19 protein-coding genes are annotated in these 19109 nt (G+C 66.4%); 7 read left to right on the forward strand and 12 right to left on the reverse strand.

Going from position 1 to position 19109, the window contains the following annotated elements; translation table 11 throughout:
• Positions 1 to 63: 63 nt before the first annotated feature.
• The 6 genes from BLV60_RS09755 to BLV60_RS09780 form a co-directional block, all read right to left on the reverse strand.
• The gene (locus BLV60_RS09755) at positions 64 to 1590 is read right to left on the reverse strand and encodes an FGGY-family carbohydrate kinase (protein ID WP_093053712.1); all 1527 of its coding nucleotides are present in this window, start codon (positions 1588 to 1590) and stop codon (positions 64 to 66) included.
• Positions 1591 to 1605: 15 nt separating this feature from the next.
• Entirely contained in the window at positions 1606 to 2736 is a 1131-nt protein-coding gene (locus tag BLV60_RS09760; protein ID WP_093053714.1) for an alcohol dehydrogenase catalytic domain-containing protein, read from the reverse strand.
• A gap of 37 nt (positions 2737 to 2773) precedes the next feature.
• The gene (locus BLV60_RS09765; protein ID WP_093053717.1) at positions 2774 to 3754 is read right to left on the reverse strand and encodes an ABC transporter permease; all 981 of its coding nucleotides are present in this window, start codon (positions 3752 to 3754) and stop codon (positions 2774 to 2776) included.
• Positions 3755 to 3850: 96 nt separating this feature from the next.
• On the reverse strand, positions 3851 to 5362 hold the full coding sequence (locus BLV60_RS09770) for a sugar ABC transporter ATP-binding protein (protein ID WP_093053720.1): 1512 nt from the start codon (positions 5360 to 5362) through the stop codon (positions 3851 to 3853).
• A gap of 25 nt (positions 5363 to 5387) precedes the next feature.
• A complete protein-coding gene (locus tag BLV60_RS09775) occupies positions 5388 to 6308 on the reverse strand; it encodes an ABC transporter substrate-binding protein (RefSeq protein WP_093053723.1) in 921 nt (306 codons plus the stop codon).
• 110 nt (positions 6309 to 6418) lie between these two features.
• Positions 6419 to 7309, reverse strand: coding sequence for a helix-turn-helix domain-containing protein (locus tag BLV60_RS09780; protein ID WP_093053726.1), 891 nt, complete (start codon positions 7307 to 7309; stop codon positions 6419 to 6421).
• 253 nt (positions 7310 to 7562) lie between these two features.
• Between BLV60_RS09780 and BLV60_RS09785 the strand changes: the two genes are divergently transcribed.
• From BLV60_RS09785 to BLV60_RS09800, 4 genes are all read left to right on the forward strand, one after another.
• Positions 7563 to 8801 (forward strand): CaiB/BaiF CoA transferase family protein, encoded by a 1239-nt coding sequence (locus BLV60_RS09785; RefSeq protein WP_093053729.1) that lies wholly within the window; start codon positions 7563 to 7565, stop codon positions 8799 to 8801.
• A gap of 66 nt (positions 8802 to 8867) precedes the next feature.
• Positions 8868 to 10517, forward strand: coding sequence for a S8 family peptidase (locus tag BLV60_RS09790; protein ID WP_093053732.1), 1650 nt, complete (start codon positions 8868 to 8870; stop codon positions 10515 to 10517).
• Between the two features lie 8 nt (positions 10518 to 10525).
• Entirely contained in the window at positions 10526 to 10765 is a 240-nt protein-coding gene (locus BLV60_RS09795; protein ID WP_143042575.1) for a hypothetical protein, read from the forward strand.
• A gap of 55 nt (positions 10766 to 10820) precedes the next feature.
• Positions 10821 to 11735, forward strand: a complete 915-nt coding sequence (locus BLV60_RS09800; RefSeq protein ID WP_093053738.1) for a DNA/RNA non-specific endonuclease — start codon at positions 10821 to 10823, stop codon at positions 11733 to 11735.
• A 21-nt stretch (positions 11736 to 11756) separates the two neighbouring features.
• Here the strand turns inward: BLV60_RS09800 and BLV60_RS09805 are convergent, their stop codons facing one another.
• The 6 genes from BLV60_RS09805 to BLV60_RS09830 all read right to left on the reverse strand — a co-directional run bounded on the left by BLV60_RS09805 (position 11757) and on the right by BLV60_RS09830 (position 15831).
• Positions 11757 to 12014, reverse strand: a complete 258-nt coding sequence (locus BLV60_RS09805) for an acyl-CoA-binding protein (RefSeq protein ID WP_007835415.1) — start codon at positions 12012 to 12014, stop codon at positions 11757 to 11759.
• A gap of 66 nt (positions 12015 to 12080) precedes the next feature.
• Positions 12081 to 12920 (reverse strand): tetratricopeptide repeat protein, encoded by an 840-nt coding sequence (locus BLV60_RS09810; RefSeq protein ID WP_093053741.1) that lies wholly within the window; start codon positions 12918 to 12920, stop codon positions 12081 to 12083.
• A gap of 5 nt (positions 12921 to 12925) precedes the next feature.
• Positions 12926 to 13648, reverse strand: a complete 723-nt coding sequence (locus BLV60_RS09815) for a TetR/AcrR family transcriptional regulator (RefSeq protein WP_093053744.1) — start codon at positions 13646 to 13648, stop codon at positions 12926 to 12928.
• A 146-nt stretch (positions 13649 to 13794) separates the two neighbouring features.
• Positions 13795 to 14274: a phasin family protein gene (locus BLV60_RS09820; protein ID WP_093053746.1), complete on the reverse strand. Its 480-nt coding sequence runs from the start codon at positions 14272 to 14274 to the stop codon at positions 13795 to 13797.
• A 98-nt stretch (positions 14275 to 14372) separates the two neighbouring features.
• Positions 14373 to 14822 carry an acyl-CoA thioesterase gene (locus BLV60_RS09825; protein ID WP_093053749.1) on the reverse strand — a complete coding sequence of 150 codons (450 nt, stop codon included), beginning with the start codon at positions 14820 to 14822 and terminating at the stop codon, positions 14373 to 14375.
• A 112-nt stretch (positions 14823 to 14934) separates the two neighbouring features.
• Entirely contained in the window at positions 14935 to 15831 is an 897-nt protein-coding gene (locus BLV60_RS09830) for a LysR family transcriptional regulator (RefSeq protein WP_093053751.1), read from the reverse strand.
• Positions 15832 to 15952: 121 nt separating this feature from the next.
• Between BLV60_RS09830 and gtdA the strand changes: the two genes are divergently transcribed.
• From gtdA to BLV60_RS09845, 3 genes are all read left to right on the forward strand, one after another.
• Positions 15953 to 17014 carry a gentisate 1,2-dioxygenase gene (gene gtdA / locus BLV60_RS09835; protein ID WP_093053754.1) on the forward strand — a complete coding sequence of 354 codons (1062 nt, stop codon included), beginning with the start codon at positions 15953 to 15955 and terminating at the stop codon, positions 17012 to 17014.
• A 66-nt stretch (positions 17015 to 17080) separates the two neighbouring features.
• Positions 17081 to 17785, forward strand: coding sequence for a fumarylacetoacetate hydrolase family protein (locus BLV60_RS09840; RefSeq protein ID WP_093053756.1), 705 nt, complete (start codon positions 17081 to 17083; stop codon positions 17783 to 17785).
• Positions 17786 to 17809: 24 nt separating this feature from the next.
• On the forward strand, positions 17810 to 19072 hold the full coding sequence (locus tag BLV60_RS09845) for a 3-hydroxybenzoate 6-monooxygenase (protein WP_093053760.1): 1263 nt from the start codon (positions 17810 to 17812) through the stop codon (positions 19070 to 19072).
• Positions 19073 to 19109: the final 37 nt, after the last annotated feature.

The following is a 19109-nucleotide window of genomic DNA, read 5'->3' on the forward strand; positions in this document are numbered from 1 at the left end:
CTCCGCGAATGTCCCCCGGCCTGCGGCTTCCTCCTTTATTTCGCTCCAGATCGCATCGAGCAGTCATGTCAGCCGATGCATCGCATCACGCAACGCTGGATAAAGCGATTTGTAGATTTCGAAGCGCTCGCGATACACAGCCTGTGCCGCGGGTTCGGGCCGCGCCCGCTCCACCAGCGTGACCCAGCCGCGCTCGGCCGTCGCCGCATCGACCAGCCCCGCGCCCAATGCCGCGAGCATTGCCGCACCGAGCGCGGCCTCGACCTCTTGTTCGATGGTGAACACCGGGTAGCCCGTGATGTCCGCCACGATCTGCATCCACAGGTCCGAGTGCGCCGCGCCACCGACCACGATCAGCCGGTCGTCCAGCGGCTGCCCGCTCTGGCGTCCCGCCTCGATGTTGTGCTGCAGTGCGAAGCTCACGCCTTCGAGCACCGCGCGGTACAGGTGCGCCCGGCTGTGCGCGAGCGAGAGGCCAATGAAGGCGCCCTTGGCCTGCGCGTCCCAGATCGGGCTGCGCTCGCCCATGAGGTAGGGCAGGAACACGAGGCCTTCCGCACCGGGTGGCACGTCGATGGCCTTGCGCTCGATCAGTGCGTGCGCATCTTCGCCGGTGCGCGCCGCCTCGGCCACTTCGGCCTGGCAGAAGGCTTCGCGGAACCACGTGATGGCTGCACCCGCCGTGATCGCGCCGCCGAATACATAGCTGCGGTCCGCACCGCTGTACACGTGCGGCATCGTTATGAGTTTGTGCCGTGCATCGACCGTGGGGCTCACGAAGCCCCAGCACATGCTGGTGCCGATCATCGCCACGTGGTCGCCGCTGCCGGTGACACCCGCGCAGAAGGTGGCCACCGCTGCATCGACGCCGCCCGCCATCAGCGGCATGCCTTCGACAAGGCCGAGCTTCGCGGCCCATTCGGCGCTCAGGCCGCCGACCACCTCGCTCGACTCGACCAAGCGCGGCGGCATCATGCGCGACGGAATGCCGAGCATCTGCATCGCCTCTTCGGACCACTGCCGGCGCGCCGCGTCGTACACGCCGCCGATGTTGCCGGCGGAACTGTGATCGACGGCCAGCTCGCCCGTGAGCCGCCAATTGATATAGCTGTTGGGTGGCAGGAAATGGTGCGTCTTCGCCCACACATCGGGCAGGTGCTCGCGCACCCACAGGATCTTGGTGAAGCCGTAGTAGCTGTCGACGCCGTTGCCGGTGATGGCTTCGAGGCGTGGCACTTCCACGTTCGCGTTCACCCATGCGACCTCGGCGGTGGCGCGGCGGTCCATCCAGATCAGGCAAGGGTGCAGCGGCTGCATCTGCCCGTCGACCGGAATGCCCGCGCCGCCGTACAGGCTGCTCACGCACATCGCTGCGATGTCCGACGGCGCGACGCCGCTGCCGGCCACACAGGTGCGCACGCTCTCGCACACCGCGCCGAACCACACGGCGCAGTCCTGCTGCGCCCACAGCGGCTTCGGCGTCTCGGGCTGGTAGGCCACGCTCGCCTGCGCATGCACCTTGCCGTCGATGCCGACCAGCAGGCACTTGGTGCTCTGCGTGCCGATGTCGACGCCGATCACGTATTTCATGGTGTGTTGTCTCTCTCAGGATCGGGGCTGCGGCGTGAGCAGCACCTTGATGGAATCCAGCGAGTTTGCCAGCGCGAAGGCGCGCTCCCATTCGGTCAGCGGAAAGCCGTGCGTGACGATGCCCTGCGAGGTGACCAAGCCGCGCGCCAGCAGGTCGATGGCAACGGGGTAGCAGTAGGGCCCCAGGTGCGCACCGCGCACGTCGAGCTCCTTGCGGTCGCCGATGATCGACCAGTCGGCGCTCGTTTCCGAGCCGAACACGCTGAACTCGACGAAGCGGCCGAGCTTGCGGATCATGTCCAGCCCCTGCGTCACGCCGATGGGGGCGCCGGTGGTCTCGATGTACACGTCGCAGCCGTAGCCTTCGGTCAAGCCCTTGACGATGGCATCTGCGTTCTCGGTCTTGGGGTTGATGACGACGTCGGCGCCGTATTGCTTGGCGAGCGCCAGGCGTTCCGGCACGAGGTCGATCACGATGAGTTTCTTCGGCGTCTTCAGCGCCGCGACCTGCACCATCATCAGCCCCAGCGGGCCGGCGCCGGCGATGACCACCACGTCGTCGAGCTGTATGTCGCCGCGGTTCACCGTGTGGATCGCGCAGGACAGCGGCTCGATGATGGCCGCGTCTTCCAGCGAAATGCCGTCGGGGATCTTGTGCACGCGCGAGGTCGGCGGCAGGCGCATGTAGTCGGCCATGCCGCCATCGGCCACGATGCGCTGGAAGCCGAAGATGTTGTGCACTTCGCACATCCAGTACTTGCCTGAAGTGCAGAAGCGGCACTTGCCGCAGGGCACGATCTGCTCGGCGATCACGCGGTCGCCTTTTTCCACGCCGAAGTGCTCGCCCGCGCCTTCGCCGAGGGCTTCGACGTAGCCGAAGAATTCATGGCCGGGGATGACCGGCGCCTTGACCCATGAGGGCTGGCCGTCGCCGCCCCAGAACATCTTCGCGCCCGAGTGGCATTTGCAGTCGGAGGCGCAGATGCCGCAGGCGGCGATGGAGATCAGCAACTCGTTCGGGCCGATGGCCGGCATGTCGACGGTTTCGAGGCGATAGTCCTTCGGGCCATGGCAGACGACGGCCTGCATTGAAGCGAGTTGTGCGATGGCGCCGGACGTACCGGGCTGGAGCTTTTGATAAGACATGAGGTTGGGGGAGTGGGGGAATGTGTCTGTTGCGAAGTCAGCGCTTGGCTTCGCGGCTGATGAAGATGGCGAGCAGGACGATCCCGCCCTTGATGATCAATTGCAGGTACGGCGACACGCCGATCATGTTGAGGCCGTTGTTCAGCACGCCCAGCAGCAGCGCACCGACCAGCGTGCCGACGATGGCGCCGCGCCCGCCGGCAATCGATGTGCCGCCCATCACCACGGCTGCGATGGCGTCGAGCTCGAAGCCCACGCCCACGCCGGGCTGTCCGCTGGTCACGCGCGCTGCCTGCACGATGCCGGCGATGGCGGCGGTCAGCCCGCTCAGCGCATACACGAGCAGCTTGTAGCGCGACACGCGCACGCCCGAGAGTCGAGTGGCTTCCTCATTGCCGCCGATGGCATACACGTAGCGGCCGAACGGCGCCATGTTCAGCAGCACGTAGGCCACGAGGTAGGTCGCCAGCATGATGAGGATCGGTACCTTGATGCCGGCCAGCACACCGCCGCCGAGAAAGGCGAAAGAATCGGGCAGCCCGTCGATGGGATAGCCGCCCGTGTAGATCAGCGCAATGCCGCGCGCAATGCCCATGGTGGCCAGCGTCACGATGATCGGCGGCATGCGCAGGTAGGCTACGCAGTAGCCGTTGAACAGGCCGATCACCACACCCACGGCCAGGCCGAGCGGCACCGCCAGCATCGGCGGCAGCCCGAACTGCACCATCATTCCCGAGGCCAGCGTGCCCGACAGCGCCACCACCGCACCCACCGAAAGATCGATGCCGCCGGTGAGGATCGCGGCCGTCATGCCCACCGCGATGATCGCGTTGATCGACGACTGCAGCGCGATGTTCTGCAGGTTGCCCCAGGAGAGAAAGTTGTCGGTCGCGACGATCATGAAGACCGAGATCGCGACCAGGCCTACCAGTGGGAGGAAGGCTGTGGAGCGGCGCAGCTGGGTGAAGAAGCCGCCTGCAGGTGCCGGTGGTGTGGGGTGGGTTGCGGTTGCGTTCATTTCATGTGCTCCACTGGGTATTGCGCGAAGACGGGATGCCCTGTGCACAGTGGGCGCCGTCGGCGTGATCGCGCCTCGAACAAATCTCTGTCGTAGTCATTGAGCGCCTCCCGACGAAGTGGCGTAGCGCATGATGTCGCCCGAGTTGATGGAATCGCCCTCCAAGGTGGCCACGATGGCCCCGCCCGAGAACACGGCAACGCGATCGCACATGCCGACGATTTCAGGCAGCTCGCTCGAAATCATCACGATCGATTTGCCCTGCTGCGTGAGCTCGCGCATCAGGCCGTAGATCTCGGCCTTGGCACCTACGTCGATGCCGCGCGTGGGTTCGTCGAAGATCAGCACTTCAGAGGCGTGGCCGAGCCAGCGCGCGATCACCACCTTCTGCTGGTTGCCGCCTGACAGCGTGGCCACGCGCGTCTCGATGTTCGGCGCCTTCACACCGACGCGGCGCGAGAGTTCACCGGCCGCCTGCTTCTCCGACGCCTGGCTCACCAGCCCCGCGCTGCGGTGCCTGCCGAGGTTGTTCAGCGAGATGTTGAAGCGGATCGTGAAGTCGGTGATCAGCCCTTCGACCTTGCGGCTTTCGGGCAGCAGGCCGATGCCGTTTTCCAGCGCCTGCGTCGGGTCGTCCAGGCGCACGGGCTTGCCGTTGCGCAGCACTGTCTTGCGGTGCACGCGGTCGGCGCCCATCATGCCCAGTGCCAACTCGGTGCGGCCCGAACCGACCAGCCCCGCAAAGCCGAGGATCTCGCCTTCATGCAGATCGAAGGCGTTGATGGGGCCGCCCTTCGCTAGCTGGATGTGCGGCACTTCGAGCACCTTGCGCCCGCGCGGCGCGGGCACCGGCTTCGGCGGAAAGTTGTGTTCGATGCGGCGGCCCACCATCATTTCGACCAGCGCATCCACATCGGTCGCGCCCACCTCGGCATGCCCCGCATTGGCACCATCGCGCAGCACGCTGATGCGGTCGCACACCTCGAAAATTTCGTCGAGGTGATGCGAGATGAAGATCATCGCCACGCCCTTGGCGCGCAGCTCCCGCATGATCTTGAACAGGTGGCCGGCCTCGTTCGGTGTGAGCGTGGCGGTCGGCTCATCGAGCACCAGCAGGCGCGCCTTCAGCGACAGCGCCTTGCCGATTTCCACGAACTGCTGCTGCGCCACCGAGAGCCGGCAGATCGGCACGCCGAGGTCGATCTGCACACCCAGCTCGTCGAACAAGGCCTGCGCAGATCGCTTCATCGCCGCCTTGTCCATCAGACCGAAACGGTTCTTCAGGTAGCGGCCGAGAAAGATGTTCTCCACCGCGTTCAGGTACGGGATGAGGCTGAACTCCTGGAAGATGATGCCGATGCCCGCTGCGATGGCATCGTTGTAGCCCGCGAACTTTCGCTCGCTGCCTTCGATGAAGATGCGCCCCTCGTCGGCCTGGTAGATGCCGCCGAGGATCTTCATCAGCGTCGACTTGCCCGCGCCGTTCTCGCCGAGCAGCGCATGCACCTCGCCCTTGCGGATCGAGAGGTCGATGCCCGCGAGCGCCTTCACGCCCGGAAAGCTCTTCGAGACGCCTTCGAGCCTCAGCATTTCGGCGGTGTCGTTCATGGCCGTGCGCTGCTTCTGGTGTCGGTTACCAGGTGAAGGTCTTCGCGCCTTCGGCGTCGATCAGCTTCACGTCGACCGGCACCGCGGCGGGCACGTTGGCACCCCACTTCTTCGCCAGCGCGATGCCGATGGCCAGGCGGATCTGGTCGCGCGGGTACTGCGCGGTGGTGGCGATGAACTTCGAGCCCGGCTTCTGCATGGCCTTGATGGCCTCGGGTGCGCCGTCCACGCTGGTGAGCTTCACGTCCTTGCCGCTGGCTTCGATGGCCGCGAGCGCGCCCATCGAGCCGCCGTCGTTCACGCTGAAAACGCCCTTCAGGTCCTTGTTGGCCTGCAGGATGTTCTCGGTCACGGTGAGCGCGGTGGCGCGTTCCTGCTTGCCGTTCTGCGTGCTCACCACCTTGATGCCGGGGTACTTGGCGAGTGCTTCGCGGCAGCCCTTCACGCGCTCCAGAATCGGCACCACGGGAATGCCGTCGAGGATGGCCACGTCGCCTTTTTCGCCGATGCTCTTTGCCAGGTATTCGCAGGCAAGGCGTCCGGCGTCGGTGTTCTTCGAGCCGACGAAGGAATCGACCGGGCCCTGCGCGTTGGCGTCCACCGCCACCACCACGAGGCCCGCCTTCTTGGCCGAGCGCACGGCCGACTGCACGCCGGTGGAGTCGGTCGGGTTCAACAGCAGGATGTCGACCTTTTTCTGGATCATGTCTTCCACGTCGCCGATCTGCTTGGCCACGTCGTGCCGCGCGTCCGTGGTGACCACGGTCGCGCCGATGCTGGCAGCTGCCTCTTCGAGCGCCTGCTTCATCGTCACGAAGTAAGGGTTGTTGAGCTCCTGGAAGGTCATGCCGATGCGCAGCGGCTGCTTCGGGGCCTGCGCCTGCGCGGCGGATGCGCCGCAGACCAGTGCGGCAGTAAGGGCGGTGGCTTTGAGGATGTTCTTCATGGTGGCTGTCTCCTTGGGTTTGTGACTGTCGAAAAACGCGGACAAAGGCTCGCCCCACGCGGTGCCCGAAGGGCCGCGCCGGTGACGACACGGGGAACACGCAAGCCCGGCTACGGCGGGCTGGCGGCACGCGAGGCCGCGGCCTGCATGCGATGGAAATTGCGGAACTTGGTCGGCGGCATGCGCTTGTGCAGCAGGAACTGCCGGTTGAAGTTCGACACGTTGTTGAAGCCCACGTCCATGCAGACGTCGAGCACCGGCTTCTCGCTGTTGGTGAGAAGCTCGCAGGCGCGGCTGATGCGCAGCCGGTTCACGTAGCGCACGAACGATTGGCCCGTGTGCTTGCGGAAGGATCGCGAAAACGCGCTCGGGCTCTGGCCTACCAGCTCGGCCAGCATCGGCTCGCGCAGGTCGTCGCCGAGGTTGGCCGCGATGTGCGCCAGCACGTTGTTGATTGCGTGCGACATGAATGCCTTGGGGTCGGGCTTGAACGCGGGGCTGGCCAGGCGCTGGCGGTCGTTGCCGTCGGCCAGCAGTTCGAGCAGCGACAGCAGCAGGATCACGCGGCGCAGGCCGCGCGCCTGCAGCAGCGATTCCATGATCGGCTTGGCCGCGGCGGCGGTCTCCACCGAGAACAGCAGGCCCGAGCCCGATTCGGCCAGCAGCGGCGCGATGCGCTCGAACTCGGGAAAGGTGCCGGCCATGTTCTGCATCAGCCCGGCCGGGAACTGAATCACGATGCCGCGCCGCTCGACGCTCTGGCCCGCGGGCACGTCGCTGATCCAGTTGTGCGGCAGGTCGGGGCCCATCAGCACGAGGTTGCCCGGCTCGAAATGGCCGACGTGGTCGCCCACGAAATACACGCCCTGGGTCTCGACGATCAGCTGGATCTCGTACTCGGGATGGAAGTGCCAGCGCACCGTGCGGTACGGGTAGCCGTGCGCCCAGCAGGTGAACGATTCGTCACCGCGGACTTCAACGATTTCCAGGTCGGGTTGCATGGGGCGGACTGTACGAACCGCTCCCGATGCCAACAACCAGAGATGGCGTCCGGAATCGATACTTTTTTGACTTCCGGGGAGGCCCGGATGGCCGATGCCGCGCCATGCATTGCGCCGCAGCAAACTCCTTTCTCCTCGGGGCGAGGAGGGGGCGAGGGCGGTATTTGCTGCGCTGCGGAAAGCGCCGGATTCGCGGAGTCAAGAATTCATAGGTGTTTTCCCGCCCCGGCAGGCCCGGGCACACTCTGGCGTCATGACGACAACAAGCTCCTCCCCTCCGGCAGCGGGCCCGCTGGCCGGCCTCAAGGTCATCGAGCTCGGGCAGCTCATCGCCGGGCCTTTCGCCGCGCGCACGCTGGGTGACTTCGGCGCCGAGGTCATCAAGATCGAGCCGCCCGGCGCGGGTGATCCGCTGCGCACCTGGCGGCTGCTGAAGGACGGCACCTCCGTCTGGTGGCAGGTGCAGTCGCGCAACAAGCGCTCGCTGGCGCTGGATCTGCGCGAACCGGAGGCGCAGGCCGTCGTGCGCAAGCTCGCGGCCGAGGCCGATGTGCTGATCGAGAACTTCCGTCCCGGCGCGATGGAAGGCTGGGGCCTCGGCCCCGACGAGCTGCTGGCCGCCAACCCCGCGCTCGTGATGCTGCGCATCAGCGGCTACGGCCAGACCGGACCGTACCGCGACCGCCCCGGCTTCGGCGTGGTGGCCGAGGCCATGGGCGGGCTGCGCCACCTCACTGGCGAGCCGGGTCGCGTGCCGGTGCGCGTGGGCGTGTCGATAGGCGACACGCTGGCCTCGCTGCACGGCGTGATCGGCGTGCTGATGGCAATGCAGCACCGCCACGCGACGGTGAGTGCGGAATATCCGAAGGGCCGCGGACAGGTGATCGACGTGGCGCTCTACGAGGCCGTCTTCAACTGCATGGAAAGCCTGCTGCCCGAGTACGGTGAATTCGGCGCTGTGCGCGAGGCGGCCGGCAGCGCGCTGCCGGGCATTGCACCGACCAATGCGTACCGTTGCGCGGACGGCGGCTACGCGATCGTCGCGGGCAACGGCGACAGCATCTTTCGCCGGCTCATGGCGTGCATCGGCCGGCCCGACCTCGCGGCCGATCCTTCATTGGCCGGCAACACCGGCCGGGTGGCGCAGGTCGAGATGCTCGACGCCGCCATCGGCGACTGGACCGCGCAGCACACCGTCGACGAGGTGCTGGCCGCGCTCGACGCGGCGCATGTGCCGGGCGGGCGCATCTACACGATCGCCGACATCGCGGCCGATCCGCACTACGCCGCGCGCGGCATGCTGCAGCAGGTGCAGATGGCCGACGGCACTGCGCTCGCGGTGCCGGGCTTCGTGCCCAAGATGTCGCTCACGCCGGCCAGCCACCGGCACAACGCGCCGGCGCTGGGCGCGGACACCGATGCAGTGCTGAGGGAAATCGGCCTGAGCGCCGAGCAGATCGCCGCGCTGCACGAGCGCGGAATAGTGGGTTAGCCGATACGGGCCATTCATGGGCCTGAAATGGCCTCCGTGCGATAAACCGGGCAACAAGGAGAGTCCATGGCAGCAGCGAACAGGCGACAGGAAGCCCCGAGGCGAAACAGCAGCACCCCTGCGCGTGAAACCGAACGCGTCTACGGGACTGCGAAATGGGACTTGTCGAAATCGGACTGCGAGAAGGTGGAGCACCTGCTGCAGCAACTGCGTCTGCGCCGCGTGGCCGTGGAGCCCAAGTTCTCCGACGACGTCATCGTGTGGCCCTCCAGGAGCGCCGTGGCTGGCGGTGCAGAGATGGCAGCACTGAGCGCAATCAATCTCGGCAACGCGGCAGAGGCGCTCGGTCAAAGAGTGGAGGGTCGCGGCATTCCCCGGATGAAGCTCATCAAGCAGCTCGACGACGTGTCCGTGATGCAGGCCAACTCGTCCGCCCTGCTGGCGATGCGCCGCAACACGCCAGGGCTGCGGGTTGCACCTGCCGCATGGGCTTATCTACAGTACATCCGGCCGCTGGGTGATGAGATGGATTCCAGCGCGATCCAGGTCGCGCCGGGGGCCAAGGTCAAGAGCTTCGAGTTGCATCTTGCGGACCCGCAGGGCAAGCCCGTGCCGGGCGTCCGGGTCAAGGCGCTCGTCGATTGGGACGGCGCACACGTGCCCGCGGTGACCGACAGCAAGGGAATCGCGAGCCTGGGAATTCCGGTGCTCTACCCGCGGGTGGAAATGATCCTGGTCGAGCCGGAACACACGCACTGGTCGGTCTTCATCAAGGGATTCGACCGGGTCGCGGCACCGAAGCGATTGAACGTGCAGGCCACGCCGCTGGTGCCCGACAGCTTCCAGCTGCTGGCGAACTACGCGCCATACGACCCTCAGGCCGGAGCGGGCGTGACGGTCGGCGTGATCGACAGCGGCGTCGGGCCGCATGCGGACATCGCCGTGGCGGGCGGCGGCTGTTTCGTCACTGGCGAGAATGCCGCGGATTTTCTCGACAACGGCATCGGGCACGGGACCCACGTCGCCGGCATCATCGCGGGCAAGAAGGCGGCCGCCACCGGCATCTATGGCCTGGCGCCGGCCTGCCGCCTGCTGGCCTACCGGGTCTGCCCGAAGACCGGCGAGCGTGGACGCGCGAAATCGACCGACATTGCCAGCGCGCTCGAACGCGCCATCAGTGACGGCTGCAACATCGTGAACATCAGCATGGGCAGCCTGGAGCCGATGCCGGAGATGCCGGACATCCTCCAGAAGGCGCGCGATGCCGGCGTTGTGGTGTTCGCGGCCACCGGCAACGACGGCCAGCCCCTGCTGCGCTACCCGGCCCGGTACAGCCACACGCTGGCCGTCGGCGCGCTGGGGCGCGACGGGACATTTCCCGCGGATTGCCCCGAGAGCTTTCAGGAGAGCGAGATCCGCCGCAAGAAAGAGTTTGTCGCCGAGTTCTCGAACTACGGGCTTTCGACCGATTTCATCGGCCCCGGCGTGGCGGTGCTGTCGACGTTTCCGGGTGAAAAGTACGCAATGATGTCCGGCACCTCGATGGCCACGCCGTACTCCTCGGGCATGGCGGCCCGTCTGTTGTCAGGGAATTCGAAGCTGCTTAACATGCCTGACGGTCCTGAAAAGGCCGACGCCATCGTCAAGATGCTGTCTCAGACAGCGCAAAAGGTGGGTTGGCCAGCCGAATATGAAGGTTTTGGAGTTCTGAAGTGACAAGCGTCGTGTTGACCTACACAGGCAGCCCCGGCAAGAAATTGTCGGCGCAAGCACGGCTGCGCCGCAGCGTGCCGGGCGCGGTGCTCACGCCAAAGACGAGCACCCTGGTGGAAGCCCAGCTCGACGAGGAGCAACTGGCGGCGCTCGAACAGAACCCGGAATGGGCCGTGTCCCAGCCTAGCTTTGCGGAAATCCGCAAACCTGTCTTCAATCTGAAAAACGCACGCGCCAAGCTCGCGAAATAGCCGCAAGGCGCCCACGGCCGCTGGTGGTCATGGAGTTTTTTGGATAGGGAGCTTCATGTCCGATACAGACATCCAGGTCGTGAGCAATTCATGGGCCGGAATCCAGCGCGTCGCCGCAACGCCGAAGCCGCCGGAATTCTTCAGGGGCCGTGAAGGCTACGCACCAGAGTTCTTCGGGGACGCCAACCGAGTGGAACTGCCGTCGATGGGCGACGCCATCTCCATGGACGACATCGCAAAGCTCGAAGACGGCTCCTTCGAGCTCAAGTACCAGCACTTCAGCACGGTGCAATGCATTTCCCGGCGCGTGCCGCTTTACTCGGCGTGCAACATCGACGGGTCGAAGTCGAAGAACGTTCCGCGTCACGACACCTGGAACTACGACGGCCGCATCAAGAAGGAATACCAGATGCTGCGGGAGGCTTACGGCCCCGAGCAGGACAAGAAATTTTCCCGCGGCCACATGACGCGCAGGCAGGACCCGAACTGGGGCTCGCTGGCAACGGCGCAGCGGGCCAACATCGACACCTTCTTTGCCACCAACGCCTGCCCGCAATGGCAGCCTTTCAACGATGGGCTGTGGGGCGATCTAGAGGACTACATCCTCGGCAACGCCCAGGGCGACGACAAGCGCATCAGCGTCTTCACGGGCCCGATCCTCCGGTTGGACGACCCGGAGAGATTCGGCATCCAGATCCCGCGGGACTTCTGGAAGGTGGTTGCCTTCATCAGCGAGGCGACGGGCGAGCTGAGCGCCATCGCTTACCTGATGAGCCAGGGCACCTATCTCGATTCAGGAGTGGCGCGCGACCTCGAAGACTTCGACACATCGCAGCGTCCGCTCGCGTTCGTCGAAGCAGAGACCGGGCTCAAGTTCGAAAGCCTCGAAGGGCGTGACGTGCTCGATGGCGTTGACATCGCGTTCGTCCAGCCTATCCGGCGCTACGCCGATACGAAGCTTCCGGCCTGACTGGCGCGAAGGCGCGGTCGATCAGCCGCGCAGCGATTCGATCAGGTCGATGTACTTCTGCTTGGCCTCGTCGGCGCTCGCACCCTTCTGGGCGGTCCACGCGTCCCACTTGGCGCGCGCGACGATGTCGCTGAAGCTGGGCTTCTTGGCGGTGTTGTCGCCTTCGGTGGCTTGCTTGAAGAGGCCGTAGATCTTCAGCAGCGTCGGGTTGTCGGGGCGCTCGGCGAGCAGTTTGGAGTTGGCCTGGGCGGCTTCGAATTGGGCGTTGAGATCAGACATGGCGGTCGAATTGAAGAAAGCGGAAACCGTGCATCTTAAATTGTGCGGTACCCGGTGGTACCAGATTCAGTCCTTCAGCCCCGCCCGCGCCAGCTCCACATCGAGCCGCTCCCGCGCATCGGCCGGCTTCAGCCCTGCAGCTCTTTCATATAGCCGCGTTGCCTCGCCCGTGCGCGATTCGCCGTGCAGCATCAGCTGCGCGCGGGCGTATTCCATCATTCCGGCGGCCGAATGGGGGTGCAGTTCGAGGCCGCGTTCGAACAGTTCGAGCGAGGTCTCGGCACGCACGCCGTAGGTCATGCGCCCGACCAGCGCACCGACCTTGTCGATCACCTCGGCGTGGAACGAAGCCAACGCGAGGTGCGCGTCCGCGTGCCGCGGCTGCAGCTCGATCACGCGCTCCAGCGCTCCCTTGAGCTTGCTGCCCAGTCCCTGCGCCAGCGCACGCGCCACGCTGATGCCCTGGCTGTAGCGGCCCAGTGCGTAGGACTGCCAGTAGAGCGCCTGGCAGTTCTCGGGATCGGCAGCGGCCTGCGCGCTCGCGCGCTCGATCACCTGGCGGAACATCGCGAGCCGCACGGCCTCGCGCGGTTCGACGTAGTTGGCGTAGATCGCGGTCGCCTGGTTGGCCAGCGCCAGCCCTTCGGCGCCCTGCAGCAGGCCGATGGCGGCGGCGCGTTCGAATTCGCCGCTGTGGTACAGCGCCCAGCCTTCGGCGAGCGCAGAGCTTTCGGCCGGCAGCGGCAGCTCGTGGCCGGCATGCAGGCGCGGCCAATGGAGCAGCACGCTGCGGGCATCGAAACGGGGCACGTCGGCCCAGGGCAGGGGCGTCCAGGGGGCCGCGTCGGCGGTGGCAAGCGGGCTGGCAGGCATCAGCGAGAGCGGTTTGAAATCGGGGTGGGGCATGGTTGCTAGACCGCCATATCGACCGGGGAAGCCGCGGCGCCGGCGCTGCTGCCGGCACCGCTGTTGCTGGAATCTTCGCCGTTGTAGGCATTGCTGAGTGTCAGCAGATGCCGCCGTTGTTCCCGCCCGAGGTAGGGCGCGAGCAGGTGCAGGGTGTGGTGGCCGCCGCGCATCAGCGCGCCCTGCGCATGCGCGGGCTCCAGCGCCTCGCGCGGGTTGCGCACGTATTCATAGCTGAGCCAGTAGGTCAGCACCACGACCATGCTCTGCGCGAGCGTGTCGACCTCGTGCGCGTCGATCTCGAGGTGCCCGGCGCGGCTCAGGCCGGCGATCAGCTGGCGGATGGCGCGTGCCTTGTTTTTCAGCACCAGCTGGAACTGGGTTTCCAGCCGCCGGTTCTTGCTGAGCAGGTCGTTGAGGTCGCGGTAGAGAAAGCGGTAGCGCCAGATCAGCTCGAACAGGCTGTGCATGAAGAACCACGCGTCTTCCACGTCGTGCACGCCTTCGCTCGCGTGCAGCAGTTCGTTGAGCTCCGTCTCGTAGGCTTCGTAGAGCTTGTTGATCAGCTCTTCCTTGGCCGGGTAGTGGTAGTACAGGTTGCCCGGACTGATGTTGAGTTCGCCCGCCACCAGGGTGGTCGAGACGTTCGGCTCCCCGAAGCGGTTGAACAGATCCAATGCGGCTTCGAGGATGCGTTGCGCCGTGCGGCGTGGCGCCTTCTTTGCCATGTCGGTGCCCCCGGTTGTCTCGTGGTCTCTTGGGGGCACTCTAGCGCATGTGCACCGCACCATGAACGGTGCGGGACATGTTTTGCGGCGCTGATTTTTTGTGCAGTGCCGCAATACCGACCGGTCGGCAGACGGCGCGGGCTGGCTCAGCCGGCTTTGCTGCGGCGCAAGGTTTTCTTGGCGGCCGGCGCGGCCGTCTTGCGGGCCGCGGTCTTGCGGGGAGCGGCGGCGGCGCCCTGCGATTTCTTCAGCTGCGCTTCGAGCGCCTCGACGCGCGCCTGCAGCGCGGCCATGTCGGCGGCGCTGGGGATGCCGAGCTTTTCGAGGGCGCGCGCCACGCGCTCTTCAAAGATGTTCTCCAGCTTGCCCCACTGGCCCGCGGCCTTGGTGCCAAACTCGCTGGCGAAGCCGGCCATGCGTTGCTGGGCCTGGGACAGGGTTTCCTCCGCGGCCTGCTGGGTCTTCTTCTGCATGCCGGCACCATCCTTGACCAGCGCCTCGAAGGCCTTGCTGCCTTCCTGCTGCATCTTGGCGAAGGCGCCGAGCCCGGCAAGCCAGATCTGCTGGGCGGAATCCTTGATGCGGTCTGCGGCCTTGCCGTTGCTGTCGTCGTCCTGGGTAGCCATGCGAATGTTCCTTTGCAAACAATCGGCCGACTCTAGCCGTTCGACGTGCTTCCCATTAGAGCTTCGCGTCTATGAGGCCAAGCCTCCCCGGGAAAGGCTCAGGGCGTTGCGCCGGCCGCGCGGCTCGCGTCGAGATGCGCCTTCGCGCGCTCGGCCAGGGCCATTTCACCGGGCGTGCCGGGCACATAGGCTTCGACCGGCAACGGCCGCCCGTGCGAGTCGACCGAGACGAACACGATCAGGCATTCGGTGGTCTTTTCCATCGAGCCGCCCTTCATGTCGCCGCTGCGCACCTCGACCGAGATGTTCATGCTGGTGTTGCCGGTGTAGGCCAGGCGGGCCTCCACCTCGACGAGGTCGCCGATCATGATCGGCCGGTGAAAGCGGATGCTGCCGATGAAGGCGGTGACGCAATACCGCTTGGCCCAGCTGGTAGCGCAGGCGTAGCCGGCCTCGTCGATCCACTTCATGACCGTGCCGCCGTGGACCTTGCCACCGAAGTTGACGGTGCTGGGTTCGGCGAGAAAACGCAGGGTGATCGAAGACATGGGGCCGCCTTTTCGGATATGGCTATGGGGTGGGGAGCCGCGATTATGCGAGCGGGCGCACGCTTGCGGATGCCGCCCGTCGTCCGGGCATGCACGCTCAGTCAGTCGGCTGCTAGCTGCCGCTGAACAGCTGGGCCAGGGTGCGCCGCAGCCAGGCATTGCCCGGGTCGGCATGGAAGCGCTCGTGCCAGTGCTGCTTCACCGCATAGGCCGGCAGCGTGAAGGGCGGCTCCAGCAGCTTCACCGGCTCCTGCGTGGCCAGCACCTTGCCGAGGATGCGCGGCACCACCACGATCAGCTCGGTGTGCGCCACGATGCGCGCCACGCTCAGGAAGCTCGACAGCCGCACCACCACGTCGCGCTTCAGGCCCAGCCGCGCGATGGTCGTGTCGACGATCGCGTGCCCGGTGCCCGAGGTCGACACCACCGCATGCGCCTCCGCCTCGAAGCGCTTGCGCGTGAGCTTCGCGCCGATGCGCGGATGGTTCTGCGCCGCCAGGCAGACGAAGTTCTGCATGAACAGCGTCTGCTGGTAGAAGCCCGCGTCCAGCTGCGGCATGAAGCCCACGGCCAGGTCGACCTCGCCGTCCTGCAGGCGGCGCCCGCTGATGGTCGAGATGATCTCGGTCTCGATATGCACCCCCGGCGCCGCGCGCCGCAGGTGGTCGAGCAGGCCGGGCAGCAGCACCACCTCGCTGATGTCGGTCATGCAGATGCGAAAGCGCCGCTGCGCCTGCGCGGGCTCGAAGCTGCTGCGGTTGCCCTGGGCCTGCGCCAGCTGGGCCAGCGCCTCGCGCAGGTTCGGATAGATGCGCTCGGCATGCGGTGTGGGCTGCATGCCCTGCGCGGTGCGGGTGAACAGGCGGTCGTCGAAGTGCGCGCGCAGCTTGTTCAGCGCGGTGCTGGCCGCAGCCTGCGCCATGCCCAGCCGCTCGGCCGCCTTCGAGACGTTGCCGGTCTTGTAGACCTCGTCGAACACGGCGAGCCATTCGAGATCGAGCTTGGACATCGGGGGCTCCTGCGTACGGTGAAAGGCACCATTATCTAAATTTCGAATTCCGTGTATTGGCTACCGGTCTTGAGGAAATAGTGGTGCGGCTCAACAATGCCGCCACGGAGACACCCACGCCATGAAACCCGCGCCTTCCAATGCGGCAGAACGCCGCGACTACTACGCCAGCATCCGCCCGCTGAACCTCACGCCGCTGTGGGAATCGCTGCACGCGCTGGTGCCGCGCGAACCGCAGACGCCCTGCGTGCCCGCGCTGTGGCGCTACGACGAGATCCGCCCGCTGCTGATGGAGTCGGCCGAGCTCATCACCGCCGAAGAGGCCGTGCGCCGCGTGCTGGTGCTCGAGAACCCGGCGCTGCCCGGCAACTCGTCGATCACGCAGTCGCTCTACGCGGGCCTGCAGCTCATCATGCCGGGCGAGGTGGCGCCTTCGCACCGCCACGTGCAGTCGGCGCTGCGCTTCATCGTCGACGGCAAGGGCGCCTACACCACGGTGGGCGGCGAACGCACCACCATGTACCCCGGCGACTTCATCATCACACCCTCGTGGGCCTGGCACGACCATGGCAACGAAGGCATCGGCGGCACAGTGGAGCCCGTGGTGTGGCTCGACGGGCTCGACATTCCGATGCTGCGCTTCTTCGACGCCGGCTTCGCCGAGAACGACGACGCCAAGGTGCAGCACGTGTCGCGCCCCGAAGGCAACAGCCTCGCGCGCTTCGGCCACAACATGGTGCCGGTGCGGCACGACCACGCATCGGCCACCTCGCCGATCTTCAACTACCCCTACGCACGCAGCCGCGAGGCGCTGGCGCAACTGCAGACGCAGGAAGCGCCCGACGCATGGCTGGGCCACAAGCTGCGCTACATCAACCCGCTGACGGGCGGCTCGCCGATGCCGACCATCTCGACCAACCTGCAACTGCTGCCCAAGGGCTTCGCGGGCAAGACGCACCGCGCGACCGATGGCGCGGTGTACAGCGTGGTCGAAGGCCACGGCACGGCCGAGATCGCCGGCCAGCGCTTCGAGTTCGGTCCACGCGACACCTTCGTGGTGCCTTCGTGGGCGCCGCTTCGGCTGTCGTCGCCGGGCGAAGACACCGTGCTCTTCAGCTTTTCCGACCGCCCGGTGCAGCAGGCCATGGGCATCCTGCGCGAAGCCTTTCTCGAAGACGCCTGAAGCCCGGGCGACCCTTCTTTTCTTTTTTTGTTCGACCGTGTGCCGCCACGCGCGGCAGGAGCCTTCATGTCCTTCGTCTTCACGCCTCCTTCCATCGTCGGCCTGCCCATCGTGGGCTCCGACCAGCAGTTCCCCGTGCGCCGCGTCTACTGCGTCGGCCGCAACTACGCGGCCCATGCGCGCGAGATGGGTTTCGACCCCGACCGCGAACCGCCTTTCTTCTTCTGCAAGCCGAACGACGACGCTTCCGTTGTGCCGGTGTTCGACGGCAAAGGCGCGTCCATTCCCTACCCGCCGCTCACGAGCAACTACCACTACGAAGCCGAGCTGGTGGTCGCCATCGGCAAGGGCGGCAAGAACATTCCGGTCGACCAGGCCGCAAGCCACATCCACAGCTACGCCGTGGGCCTGGACATGACCCGCCGCGACCTGCAGATGAAGATGCGCGAGCAGGGCCGCCCGTGGGAAATCGGCAAGGCCTTCGACTTCTCCGCGCCCATCGCGCCGCTGCGCACGCTGGCCGACGTGGGCGAGATCAACGCCGGCGCCATCGTGCTCGAAGTCGACGGACAGGTGCGCCAGAACAGCGACATCACGCACCTGATCTGGTCGGTGAACGAAGTCATCGCCAACCTGTCGACGCTGTTCACGCTGCAGCCCGGCGACCTGATATTCACCGGCACGCCCGAAGGCGTGGGCGCGGTGAAGCCCGGCCAGACGATCAAGGTGAGCATCGACCGCCTGCCGTCGCTGACCGTGCGTATCGACTGATCTTCTTCACTGCACAGGCCCGCTATGACCCCATCGAAGAACCCTCCCACCGTGCTGCTGGTCGGCGGCGGCATCGGCGGCATGGCCGCGGCGCTGGCGCTCGCGCGCCTGGGTGTTTCCATCGACCTGCTCGAACAGAGCGCCACCATCGGCGAGATCGGCGCCGGCCTGCAGCTAGGGCCCAATGCCTTCGCCGCGCTCGACGCTCTGGGCGTGGGCGAGGCGGTGCGGCGGGGCTCGGTGTTCACCGACAGGCTGGTGATGATGGACGCGGTCGATTGCGGCGAAGTGGCCTCGGTGCCGGTCGGCGAAGCCTTCCGCGCGCGCTTCAGGAATCCCTATGCGGTGAGTCACCGTGCCGACCTGCATGGCGCAATCCACGAGGCCGTGAAGCAGCATCCACTGATCCGCTTCCACACCTCGGCGCAGGTCGAGGCTATCGATATGGGCGGTCAGGGCGTCACTGCCGTCACGAGCGATGGCCGGCAGTTCAAGGCCGACGCCATCGTCGGCTGCGACGGCGTGAAGTCGGTGGTGCGCAGCAAACTCATCGGCGATGCGCCGCGCGTGTCGGGCCACGTGGTCTACCGCGCCGTGGTGCCTGCGGCCGACATGCCGGCCGACTTGCGCTGGAACGCGCCCGTGGTCTGGGCCGGCCCCAACTGCCATCTGGTGCACTACCCGCTGCGCCATGGCGAGCAATACAACCTGGTCGTCACATTCCACAGCCGCGAGCAGGAGGAGTGGGGCGTGACCGACGGCAGCAAGGAAGAAGTGCTCTCGTACTTCGAGGGCGTGCATGCGCGCCCGCGCCAGCTGCTCGACCGCCCGACCTCGTGGCGCCGCTGGAGCACCGCCGATCGCGATCCGGTCGAACGCTGGAGCGAAGGCCCGGCCACGCTGCTGGGCGATGCGGCGCATCCCATGATGCAGTACCTCGCGCAGGGCGCGTGCATGGCGCTCGAAGACGCGGTGACGCTCGGCGAGGCGGTGAAGGCCTGCGGCTTCGACATGACCGCCGCGTTCAAGCTCTATGAAGCTGCACGCATCGCCCGCACGGCGCGCGTGGTGCTGTCGGTGCGCGAGATGGGGCGGCTGTATCACGCCAAGGGCGTGGAGCGCCTCGTGCGCAACAGCCTGTGGGTCGGCCGCTCACCCGAGCGCTTCTACGATGCGGTCGAATGGCTGTACGCCTGGCGGCCCGAGCATTGCCTGGACGATGCGCCCGAGGCGCTGCGGCCATCTGCCGAAGCGGCCGCCATGGCCGCCGCGCTTTCGCTGCACTGACACCCGTTGCTTCCAACATTCATAACCATCGAGGCCC

The organism is Variovorax sp. YR634 (assembly GCF_900106655.1).
In the GTDB taxonomy this organism is placed as follows: domain Bacteria; phylum Pseudomonadota; class Gammaproteobacteria; order Burkholderiales; family Burkholderiaceae_C; genus Variovorax.

Coding starts and splice junctions, on each gene's coding strand:
- BLV60_RS09755 (WP_093053712.1), bottom strand. CDS start 1,590: ATGAAATACGTGATCGGCGTCGACATCGGCACGCAGAGCACCAAGTGC.
- BLV60_RS09760 (WP_093053714.1), bottom strand. CDS start 2,736: ATGTCTTATCAAAAGCTCCAGCCCGGTACGTCCGGCGCCATCGCACAA.
- BLV60_RS09765 (WP_093053717.1), bottom strand. CDS start 3,754: ATGAACGCAACCGCAACCCACCCCACACCACCGGCACCTGCAGGCGGC.
- BLV60_RS09770 (WP_093053720.1), bottom strand. CDS start 5,362: ATGAACGACACCGCCGAAATGCTGAGGCTCGAAGGCGTCTCGAAGAGC.
- BLV60_RS09775 (WP_093053723.1), bottom strand. CDS start 6,308: ATGAAGAACATCCTCAAAGCCACCGCCCTTACTGCCGCACTGGTCTGC.
- BLV60_RS09780 (WP_093053726.1), bottom strand. CDS start 7,309: ATGCAACCCGACCTGGAAATCGTTGAAGTCCGCGGTGACGAATCGTTC.
- BLV60_RS09785 (WP_093053729.1), top strand. CDS start 7,563: ATGACGACAACAAGCTCCTCCCCTCCGGCAGCGGGCCCGCTGGCCGGC.
- BLV60_RS09790 (WP_093053732.1), top strand. CDS start 8,868: ATGGCAGCAGCGAACAGGCGACAGGAAGCCCCGAGGCGAAACAGCAGC.
- BLV60_RS09800 (WP_093053738.1), top strand. CDS start 10,821: ATGTCCGATACAGACATCCAGGTCGTGAGCAATTCATGGGCCGGAATC.
- BLV60_RS09805 (WP_007835415.1), bottom strand. CDS start 12,014: ATGTCTGATCTCAACGCCCAATTCGAAGCCGCCCAGGCCAACTCCAAA.
- BLV60_RS09810 (WP_093053741.1), bottom strand. CDS start 12,920: ATGCCCCACCCCGATTTCAAACCGCTCTCGCTGATGCCTGCCAGCCCG.
- BLV60_RS09815 (WP_093053744.1), bottom strand. CDS start 13,648: ATGGCAAAGAAGGCGCCACGCCGCACGGCGCAACGCATCCTCGAAGCC.
- BLV60_RS09820 (WP_093053746.1), bottom strand. CDS start 14,274: ATGGCTACCCAGGACGACGACAGCAACGGCAAGGCCGCAGACCGCATC.
- BLV60_RS09825 (WP_093053749.1), bottom strand. CDS start 14,822: ATGTCTTCGATCACCCTGCGTTTTCTCGCCGAACCCAGCACCGTCAAC.
- BLV60_RS09830 (WP_093053751.1), bottom strand. CDS start 15,831: ATGTCCAAGCTCGATCTCGAATGGCTCGCCGTGTTCGACGAGGTCTAC.
- gtdA (WP_093053754.1), top strand. CDS start 15,953: ATGAAACCCGCGCCTTCCAATGCGGCAGAACGCCGCGACTACTACGCC.
- BLV60_RS09840 (WP_093053756.1), top strand. CDS start 17,081: ATGTCCTTCGTCTTCACGCCTCCTTCCATCGTCGGCCTGCCCATCGTG.
- BLV60_RS09845 (WP_093053760.1), top strand. CDS start 17,810: ATGACCCCATCGAAGAACCCTCCCACCGTGCTGCTGGTCGGCGGCGGC.